A 9,620-nucleotide genomic window follows, 5' to 3' on the forward strand; every position below is an offset into this window, starting at 1 on the left:
CTAGGCAACGTCGCGGTAGTGATAGGCGGATTCCCCCACGGTTCCTTCAGCGAATCAACGTATGCCTCGGCGCATGAGGTTTATAGAATGGGGGAGAGGCCCATGCGCACGCATGAGGTGACTTGCCGCCTCCTCTCCATGCTTGAATCAGAACTAGGGTACTACTGAGTACGTCCTTGATGGCCTCAAGCATTAGCCATGGTTTGGGGCCTCGTGGATTTAGGCAAATCTTTATATACTCATTGCGCCGGCGATGGGTATGGCAAAGCAGGAAGCCGCGCAGGTTTCATTAATTGATGAGGAGCTGCGTTTCTCCCAATTATTCGGCGTTGGAGTCGCGCTTGCCTCAACCCTTGCCTTAGCTCTATACATTAGGTTCTACTCTGTTTACCTGTGGGGCTACTACATAAATGAGTTTGATCCCTACATTAGGTACTATTTAACTAACTTCATGTTGAGCCTGGGATCAATTAAGGGCATTGAGTGGTGGTTAAGCGGCGGCTTCATAAATGGCCACCTATACAGATTCACCAATTTCTGGTACCCCTGGGGAATTAATTGGGCCGTTGTCCTATCTCCAGGCGTCTCATTCACGGGCCTACTTGCCTATGACGTCCTCAAGCACTTCCACGTCTCCCTCCTCTACACCGTGATAATGGTGCCTGGAGTAATCAATGCATTATCGGTTCTCTCGATGTATTACCTTGGCTCCAGGATAGGGGGCAAGTACGTGGGGCTATTGTCCGCAGTATTAACGGCTTACTCCATAATATTCACCCAAAGGGGGTCAGCCGGTTGGTTCGCTGACTCAACGCTATTCCAATTCTTTGTTCCCCTAGGCTTCGGCCTATTCATTGATGCGCTCAGGAAGCGGGACTGGATACCGTACGCCGCGCTCGGCGCCGCCGTTAATGGCGTAACGGCTTGGTTCTGGGGATCCTTCACATTCGTCATGAACGTGTACGGCCTATTCATGATAGTGATGCTGATCTACGGCGTCTATAGGGTGTATAAGGGCAAGGTGATTAACCTGGGAGTAATGGGGGTCGGCGTGACTCTGGACAGGATAATATTGGTGTACCTAGCCACTTACCTCGGCTTCGTGGCGTTCATATCCATGACGCCAAGGTACGGCCTCCACGCGCTCCTAACCCTAGGCGCCGGCATGTCCCTCGCCGCGCTATTATCCATAATAACGCTGCCCGCCCTTCGCCTCACGAGGGGACAGGTGCGGAAAATAGCCAGCTACGGTAAGTACATAGCGGCAATTGCAGTGGCTGCCATAGCGATCTCAGCCGCATTGACCGGGCTAGGGATAATACATTTGCCGGGCGGCAAGTTCCTCGGCGCCCTCCTCCCCATAGCTAGGTCAGCCATAGTTCAAAGCGTCGCAGAGCATTCCCCAACCCCATTCCATAGCTTCTACCAGACAGTCACCATTACTCCACCATTCGCTGCCACGGGCATGGCGTTCCTCCTCTCATCATTCGACGTAGCCGGCCTCTTGATGTCCCTAGCAGCCACTGCCGCTGTTTACTTTGCATCATCGGAGGCGTGGCTCATCATGCTGCTGGGCTTCTTCTGGTTCCCATTAACTGCCCTCGGCTTCATAATGATAATTAAGTTCCTGATTCAGCGTCGCTCAGCCCCAATGCTGGCATTGGCTGCGCTAATAATTGCAATATTCGCGGTCGCCCTAGCCCAGCAAGTCGCTCCTGGAGTAGCCATAGCGGCTGCCCCACCCCAAATAGTATCCACCACATCGCCCGCCGTTCCATCATCGGATTGGCTTGATGCGCTTTACTGGATGCAAATGAATCTCCCCGCCCACGCGTCAGTGGCTTCATGGTGGGACTATGGGTACTGGACCGCGATAATTGGAAACAAGAGTAGCCTAGCGGATAATTCCACAGTCAATGGGACTCAGATAGCTCAGATAGGCGAGGCATTCGTCACTAGGAACGTCACTAAGTCACTCATGATACTGAAGGACCTCAAGGCCGAGTACGTCGTGATCTTCATACCGTACAGCGCAGTGGCGGTTCCAGTTCAGTCTCCAATGGCGGCATTAAGCTTCGGCTCCGCGTCGACCCAGCAGAATATAGATGTCTGCGGATTAATACCGGAGTACCCAACGGGGGGAGACTTCGTGAAGAGCTACTGGATGGCCCTCATATCTGGGCACAACGCGTCCTACATATTGAATGACTTGCTTGGAACCGCGTCCATATCGGCATTCAACACTGAGATAAACGTGCCGTTAAGCAACTCGACGCTTTACCAATTACTCTTTAATCTGAACGCTGCNTCCCTATCGGGGCAATTCACTGGATGCATTAATCAAATAGAGAGTAATCCACAGCTACGCAGTAATCAAGTATTCCCAATCCCGCTCTGGTTCTTCAATACGTGGCCATATTACGCGACGGCGCCCGGTTCATCTAATCAATTAGGCATTCACCTAATGGTTGAGCTCCAGCCATTCGCCCAGCAGCTCGGCTTCAACCTACTCAATCAAGCGCCTCCAGGAGTAAACGCGACTACATGGCTTCAGGGAATCTATGGCCTCCTATACTACGGTAATTACCTCTCGCCGCCCCCTGGTTTTCAATTAGTATACGTGTCGAGGCCCTACGGCTGGGTACTTGTGTACAAGATAAATTACTCAGTACTTAATAAGGGTAATTAATCTAATAATTAAATTAATCTTCGCCTTTCTCACCAGAGGTCCCAGCAAGGGTGAGGCTTCATCACTTCACCTCTCGCACCAGGAACCCCGCTAAGGACGAGGCACTTAATAATTTAGGCATCGTTAAATAGGTTTGGTGTATGTTTGTCGTGTATTGCGTTACCATTAAGTGGACACGCAGATACTGACCTCCTCCCCGCCTTGAGGGGCGAGGTCTGTCGTTCGTTTTATCACCAAAGAAAGAACGGTCTCATCAGTAATTCAATCAACGGTTTACTATGGCAAAGCGAACGCCAAGCCTCGCCCTTAGGGGGAGTCAGTGGGTTTCTTGCATTTGCTTGATGATCCGTATTAGTTGAGGCATTGCATCCTCTACTCTCATTCTTATGACTACGTCGGCTAAGTCATCTAATTCCGTTGATGAGTCGTTGATTATAGCCATGGATCCCCCATGCTTCTTAACTATTAAGGGTAATTCGTTGGCTGGTGCAACGGCTAGGCTTGTTCCAAGCACTAGGAGTAGATCAGTGTTTCTAGCCATGTAGAATGCCTTTATGTATTCCTGTCTAGGCACGTCCTCATTGAATAGAACTATGTTCGGCTTAAGCGTGGCGCCGCATTTCGGGCAAATGGGTGTGAATCCCGTTCTCCAGCTGCTTATTGCGGTGGTTATTGGGAGAATGGCGCCGCATTTCGGGCAAATAGCGGTATCGAGCCTTCCATGAAGCGGCACTACATTGCTTGAACCGGCCTTCTCATGCAGCATATCGATGTTTTGTGTTATTATTCCGCATAGTTTCCCCATNCTCTCCATTTCGGTTAATGCGTAATGAGCGGCATTGGGCGCGGCGTCCCTCACGTATTGGTAGATCTCCATTACGCAGCCCCAAACGGTATCTGGATCTGCCTCGAATCCGCTTCCCGTGCAGTTATCTGGGTTCAGCCTTGTCCATAATCCATTGATTCCCCTGAAGTCTGGAATGCCGCTGGGGGTACTCATGCCTGCGCCCGTTAGCGCTATGATGCACTTCGCCTTCATAATCATGCTTGCCAACTTAGTCAGCGAATCATTCATTGATATTTATTTACGTAAAGCATTAATAAACATTTTTCGATGAAACTGCTTCATATATTAATGCGTTTTTTCTTGACTAAATATATAGCGGCAATGCTTAAATAGGTAGAAGCAATAGTTGTGCGTGAGATTATCAAGTAGGTATAGATACTTCGACACCAAGGTGCCTGAGATACTGTCCTGGGCACGGGGCGGCGTCATAAATATGGCGGGCGGCATACCGGATCCAGCGGCGATTCCACCAAGCATAGGGGACATAGCCATGGACGTGATAAGGCAGCACTCAGATAAAGCGTTTCAGTACGGCGACACGCAGGGATTACTTGAGCTGCGTCGAGAAATAACTAGATTCAAGGGATTCGGGGATCCAGATGGAGTTGTGGTGACAGTGGGCAGCCAGGAAGGGCTGGACATAATCGGGAAAACATTCATAGGGCCCCAGGACACAGTTGCCGTGGAGGACCCCACATACTTCGTCGCCCTTCCCATACTTAAGACGTACTCTCATAGTGTGGTCTCCATACCGATAAGGGAGGGTGGTCTAGACATGGATAAGCTTGAGGAGACAGCCCGCTCCGGTCTCCGGCTGCTTTACTTAATGCCATCAATACAGAACCCAACGGGCAGAGTCATGCCTCTAGACGAGAGGAAGGCAGTGCTTGAGCTAGCCGAGAAGTATGATTTCCACATAGTGGAGGACGACCCATATAGTTCCCTCTCCATGACCCCCCTTCCCCCAAGCATGGCCCAGCTAGATCCATATAGAGTGCTTCACCTCTCCACGTTCAGCAAGATAATTGCCCCCGGGCTCAGGGTGGGCTTCATAATTACTACGAAGGAAGCATCAAACGCATTGATCAATGTCAAGAGCGCCACGACAATATCAACGCCCCCCTTATCTCAACTCATAGCCGCGGAGTTCCTGAAGAGGGGATTAATACGTGAATCAATTGATAGGGCAAGGCAATTATATTGGAGCAAATTAACCGTAATATCGACGGCAGTTCGTGAGGCTGGTCTCGAGTTCCAGGAACCGGTTGGCGGTTTCTTCATTTGGCTAAACACGGGCATTGATGCGGATGCGCTCCTTAGGGAAGCCCTTAAGCTGGGGGTCGCATTCATGCCGGGCCGCTACTTCTCCCCCTCGGGATCCTTCAGCACATGGATAAGGATAAGCGCGTCCCAAGTAACCATAGAGGAGGGCAGGCTCGGCGTCAAGAGGCTCGCGAATGCAATTCAGTCCCTCAAGCACTAGATCCATCGACGAAACCTCGACGAGGCCCAGTCCTTCTGCTCTTTCAGGAGAGTCCTGGAGGGGCTGCAAAAACCACAGATAGACATAAAAACTTTTAATTTTATCTATCCCATATGTCGTTATCAACGTATTTACCGGAGATAATTGCAGCCCTAGCAATAGTCGTGATAGCCATATTGATATTCATGCTGTTAAGGCGAAGGCCAAGCAGTGCCCAGAAACCCACCAATCAATCAACTAATAATAAGAATAATTCCCAAGCTAAGGTTCCTGTTAAGCAGCAATTACCCCAGCCACAGCCCCCCAAGCCTGCGCAGAGGGATGATAAATTACAGAACGCGAGACCAACAGGTGAAGCTAGGCCTCTTCCCCCGCCTCCTCCCATGCAGGCCAGTGACCTGGATTTAAAGAGGCTGGAGGCCCGCGTAAATGAATTGAGGGCCGTACTTGAGGAGCTGAATAAGAAGCTGGATGATGTTCGCAACGATATGCAGAGGATGGGGAGGTCCAGCGTGGAGTACGCGTATGCCCAGGTTGGTTATATCCCCTCATCCCTCGATGAGTTAAGGGAATTATTATCATTAAATGGGGTAGCCATATTATCCGGGGACTCCATTATTGAGAGCAGCGGCGAGGTTAATGCGGAGGCAGCCAAGGCGCTTAATCAGTTAGGCGTGAATGTCCTAGTCATGGCTCGCGACGGGGCCTATAGTTACTCAATCAAGTTAAGGGATAATAAGGTACTTGTTCTAAACGCGTCCAGGTACTATGATGAGAGCTCCATTAATTTACTCAAGACAATAGTGGAGCAATACAATGAGTACTCCAGCCACTAATGAAGCATTTTAATTATCACGTGGAGCGGCAAGGAAATAATCGATCCCATAATGGGGCCTCCGCTCGTTGTGTCCCCACGTTGCTCAATGGATTATTGCAGTGCGTGGAACTTCTCGTCACTGATCGGTCCGTCCCCGTCTCAACACGCCGCGTTGGTTATGTGAGGAAGCTATTTAAATGCTTCGTTGAATCCACGGGCAATGCCGTTGGACCTAAATGATCGCCCCATCTTGGTGTTCTGGGAAACCACTAAGGCATGCCCACTCTCCTGTAGGCACTGTAGGGCAAACGCAATACTGAAGCCGCTTCCAGGGGAATTAACCACGAGGGAGGGCATTAAGCTAATAGATGATGTGGCTGCCTTTGGGAAGCCATACCCAGTAATGGTATTCACGGGCGGGGATCCCCTCATGCGCAGCGACATATATGAGTTAATGGGTCACGCCAAGGACATGGGCGTCCCAGTGGCGTTATCCCCCGCAGTCTCCTCATCAATAAACGAGGAGAGCCTCTCCATGATTAAGGAGCTAGGCGTGTCAAGCGTCTCCATAAGCCTCGACGGCGCTTCGCCGGAAACCCATGAATTCGTGAGGAGAATAGAGGGGCACTTTAATCAAACCATTAATGCCATGCGAATGTTGAGGGGCTTNGGCATTCCATTCCAAGTTAATTCAACCGTTATGAAGATGAATGTCCATGAGCTTCCCGCCTTATTCAAGATAGTTAAGGACAGCGGCGCCAATGCCTGGGAAGTATTCTTCCTAATACATGTTGGGAGGGGAACAGGCCTAGAGTCGCTGGATCCACTTGAGGCTGAGGACGTCGTTAATTTCCTATACGATGCATCCATGTTCGGCGTGCAAATAAGAACAGTGGAGGCCCCATTCTATAGGAGGGCACTGCTTCAGCGATACGCGGTGGAGACAGGTAAAGTCAAGGCTGAGCTCAGGCTGGGCCCACTCTACGAGAAGCTGAGGCGGGGACTCCATGAATTAATGAGCGGCGTTGAGCGGGAACCCATTAAGCCGCAGTTCGCCAGGACCAGGGACGGCAACGGCATAATATTCGTTGGATACGATGGAACAGTGACTCCAAGCGGCTTCCTCCCGCTTCCCCTTGGCAACGTGAGGAAGGAGGGAATAGCGAAGATTTACAGGGAGAACCCCATTCTACAGGCAATACGGAGAGCGGAATTCAAGGGTAGATGCGGGGCCTGTGAGTATAGATTCATGTGCGGCGGCTCCAGGTCACGGGCATTCACGGAGAGCGGTGACCCCCTCGGCGAAGACCCATTATGCGGCTACTCGCCTAACTCCCTCAATGTCCTGAATAGCCTTGGAATACAGTGATGCGGCTCCATAACGGGAACCGCTCAGCTTCAAATAGGTGTTATGGGTGAACCCAGGGCCCCGCTGTAATTGCTGTGTATAGGTATTACCTTGAAGATTTATATTGGGCAACTGGAATAGTAAGCCATGAAGGAATTACCTCCCGAGTTCGGCGTGATGCATAAAAAAGATGGGGTTCCGGTCTTTAAGGTTTACCTAGCGGGGAAGTGGGTCGAGGCAAGCGATTTACAGGACGTGAGGAGCCCAATTGATCAAAGCCTCCTAGCCAAGGTGCCTCGCCTGGGCTTCGACGCCATAAGTAATGCCCTCGAGACCATGTACGTGGATGGCAGATTCGATATCAGGGACACTCCGGGGGAGAAGAGGCTTGAGATTTATCATAAGGCCGCTGACCTCCTTCTGAAGTTTAAGGATGCCTTCATCGACGTGCTGGTGCTCAATAATGGGAAGACGTATCCAGCGGCGGAGGGCGAGGTCAAGGCGGCAGTGGAGAGGCTAAGGGTGGCCGATCTAGATGTTAGGAAAATATACGGCGAGTACGTGCCGGGGGACTGGAGCACGGAGACCCTTGAGGCTGAGGCAGTCATAAAGAGGGAGCCCCTGGGCATTGTGCTGGCCATTACTCCCTTTAACTATCCTCTCTTCGATGTGGTGAATAAGGTTGTTTACTCCACGGTGGCCGGCAATGCGATAATGATAAAGCCAGCCTCCTCAACTCCCATAGTTGCGTTGATGTTCGCGAGGATCCTCGAGATGGCTGGCTTCCCGGGCAAGGCATTATCGGTGATCACACTCCCCGGCTCCCAAATGAGCAAGGTGGTGTCGGATCCCCGGATCTCTGTTGTGTCCCTCACGGGAAGCACTGAGGCAGGCATTGAAGTCATGCGTGCCGGCGGCATTAAGCAGTACATAATGGAGCTTGGCGGCGGGGATCCAGCGATAGTGTTATCGGATGCCGACATTAAATCGGCGGCATCAAAGATAGTGACAGGCATGACTAGTTACGCGGGGCAGAGGTGTGACTCAATTAAGTTCATATTCGCCGAGTCTCAGATATATGATGAATTAAGGAGGAGCATCCTGGATGAGTTGGGGAGAGTCAAGGTGGGTGACCCAAGGGAGAGCGGTGTCTCAATGGGTCCATTAATAGATGAGGAGACAGCTAAGGAAGTGGTGGCGGCCACCCAGGACGCCGTGGAGAAGGGAGGCAAGGTGCTGCATGGAGGAACCAGGAAGGGNAACTACATAGAGCCCACCCTAATAGAGGTGGATAAGGAGAAGCTGCCCACCCTATACCTATATAAGAAGGAGGTATTCGCGTCAATAGCTGCAATAACCCCAATAAGCAATATAGATGAAGCCATTAAGCTATCCAATGGGAGGAGTTATGGATTGGATGCAGCCATATTCGGCGAGGACATAAGCAAGATACGTAAATTAATGAGGCTCCTCGAGGTGGGCGCCATATACATAAACGATTACCCCAAGCACGGAATAGGGTACTTCCCCTTCGGCGGAAGAAAGGGCTCAGGCGTAGGCAGGGAAGGAGTTGGGTACACCATAGAATCAGTCACTGCATACAAGACAATAGTATATAACTACAAGGGCAAGGGAATCTGGGAATACATGTAGAAGCATCCTAGATCTCAAACCAATTCATCTTTTTCTTAAATAACGGTTAAGGAATCGAATATCCGCTGACCCCCTCCCCGCCCTGAAGGTCCCCCGAGGTCTCAAGGGTTACGGCCCTAATGGGCGCCGGTTGCCGGCTTTCGAGGATGCCCCGGCATTGTGGGAGAGAGCTCCCGCCCCCCTTTCCTCCATCCTCTGAGAATTGACCGGAGGAGGACATTAAGGGAGAATAGCCTTGGTTTTAACCTTACCTCGCCCTTTAGGATGGGGAGGAGATCAGATTCTTAGGCTTAGCCATATTCGCAATAGCCTACCTTACATATTTTGGAAAAGTATTTGGTGACGCCTTACTATTCTTGGTAGGAATAGTAGTAGGATATCTTTTGAACACGATACAAGGATTACTTTATTCCCCATGGAAGACAGATAGCGATGATCGACGGGGTTCGCTTAAAACATCAATCAAATCCCAGTTCATCGCTATCCTCAATATATAAATATGAGAAGTAAGCACTTAATGCATGCATTTCGGTTCAGTTAGGGATGTTCCCGGCAGCGATGTGGGTGCAGTGTTAAGGGGGACACGGGGATTCAAGATACAGTGGTTAATAACGAGGGACGTGGGGTCAACCAAGTTCGCGGTGAGGCGGTTCACGGTGGAGGCGGGAGGCCGCATGCCGCTGCATAAGCATAAGTACGTGGAGGCGGTCATCATATTAAGGGGAACATTAAGGGTTAGGGTTAATGATGTGGAGAAAATACTTGGGCCAAGCGACTTCTTCT

General features: G+C 50.8%; 7 protein-coding genes. 6 read left to right on the forward strand and 1 reads right to left on the reverse strand.

What is annotated here, in order from left to right; all coding sequences use genetic code 11:
* The first annotated feature begins 259 nt into the window (after window positions 1-259).
* Window positions 260-2,689 (forward strand): hypothetical protein, encoded by a 2,430-nt coding sequence (locus tag AT710_07980; GenBank protein KUO90914.1) that lies wholly within the window; start codon window positions 260-262, stop codon window positions 2,687-2,689.
* A gap of 316 nt (window positions 2,690-3,005) precedes the next feature.
* Here the strand turns inward: AT710_07980 and AT710_07985 are convergent, their stop codons facing one another.
* Complete coding sequence (locus tag AT710_07985; GenBank protein KUO90915.1) at window positions 3,006-3,764, reverse strand: hypothetical protein; 759 nt, start codon at window positions 3,762-3,764, stop codon at window positions 3,006-3,008.
* A gap of 124 nt (window positions 3,765-3,888) precedes the next feature.
* Here AT710_07985 and AT710_07990 point away from each other — a divergent pair, with 124 nt between their 5' ends.
* The 5 genes from AT710_07990 to AT710_08010 form a co-directional block, all read left to right on the forward strand.
* Entirely contained in the window at window positions 3,889-5,019 is a 1,131-nt protein-coding gene (locus AT710_07990) for a hypothetical protein (protein ID KUO90916.1), read from the forward strand.
* 113 nt (window positions 5,020-5,132) lie between these two features.
* Window positions 5,133-5,855 carry a hypothetical protein gene (locus tag AT710_07995; GenBank protein ID KUO90917.1) on the forward strand — a complete coding sequence of 241 codons (723 nt, stop codon included), beginning with the start codon at window positions 5,133-5,135 and terminating at the stop codon, window positions 5,853-5,855.
* A 201-nt stretch (window positions 5,856-6,056) separates the two neighbouring features.
* Window positions 6,057-7,205 (forward strand): radical SAM protein, encoded by a 1,149-nt coding sequence (locus AT710_08000; protein ID KUO90918.1) that lies wholly within the window; start codon window positions 6,057-6,059, stop codon window positions 7,203-7,205.
* Between the two features lie 126 nt (window positions 7,206-7,331).
* Window positions 7,332-8,837 carry an aldehyde dehydrogenase gene (locus tag AT710_08005; GenBank protein KUO90919.1) on the forward strand — a complete coding sequence of 502 codons (1,506 nt, stop codon included), beginning with the start codon at window positions 7,332-7,334 and terminating at the stop codon, window positions 8,835-8,837.
* Between the two features lie 521 nt (window positions 8,838-9,358).
* Window positions 9,359-9,620: cupin (locus tag AT710_08010; GenBank protein KUO90920.1), on the forward strand; the 262-nt coding region annotated here is incomplete at its 3' end.

This window comes from Thermocladium sp. ECH_B, assembly GCA_001516585.1.
Lineage (GTDB): Archaea > Thermoproteota > Thermoprotei > Thermoproteales > Thermocladiaceae > Thermocladium.